1 rRNA gene is annotated in these 636 nt (G+C 51.3%); it reads left to right on the top strand.

Annotated features, from left to right (window positions below):
- Positions 1–165: 165 nt before the first annotated feature.
- Positions 166–636 (top strand): 16S ribosomal RNA (locus tag K5Y32_RS24810); the annotation flags it as partial.

Genomic DNA, 636 nt, shown 5'->3' with positions numbered 1-636 from the left:
GCTCTTTAACAATTTATCAGACAATCTGTGTGGGCACTCGCAGGATTGATATCAGCGTCTCCGGACGCAACAAAATATCAAAGCCTCACGAGTGAACACATAATGAAATTCATTATGACGTTTTACAGATGAGCACCGCTGAACTTGTTTCAGCAAATCAAACTTAAATTGAAGAGTTTGATCATGGCTCAGATTGAACGCTGGCGGCAGGCCTAACACATGCAAGTCGAACGGTAGCACAGAGAGCTTGCTCTCGGGTGACGAGTGGCGGACGGGTGAGTAATGTCTGGGAAACTGCCCGATGGAGGGGGATAACTACTGGAAACGGTAGCTAATACCGCATAACGTCGCAAGACCAAAGTGGGGGACCTTCGGGCCTCACACCATCGGATGTGCCCAGATGGGATTAGCTAGTAGGTGGGGTAATGGCTCACCTAGGCGACGATCCCTAGCTGGTCTGAGAGGATGACCAGCCACACTGGAACTGAGACACGGTCCAGACTCCTACGGGAGGCAGCAGTGGGGAATATTGCACAATGGGCGCAAGCCTGATGCAGCCATGCCGCGTGTATGAAGAAGGCCTTCGGGTTGTAAAGTACTTTCAGCGGGGAGGAAGGCGGTGAAGTTAATAGCTTC

This window comes from Pantoea sp. DY-15, from assembly GCF_019795935.1.
In the GTDB taxonomy this organism is placed as follows: domain Bacteria; phylum Pseudomonadota; class Gammaproteobacteria; order Enterobacterales; family Enterobacteriaceae; genus Pantoea; species Pantoea leporis.
This window is presented reverse-complemented; position numbering and strand designations above follow the sequence as displayed.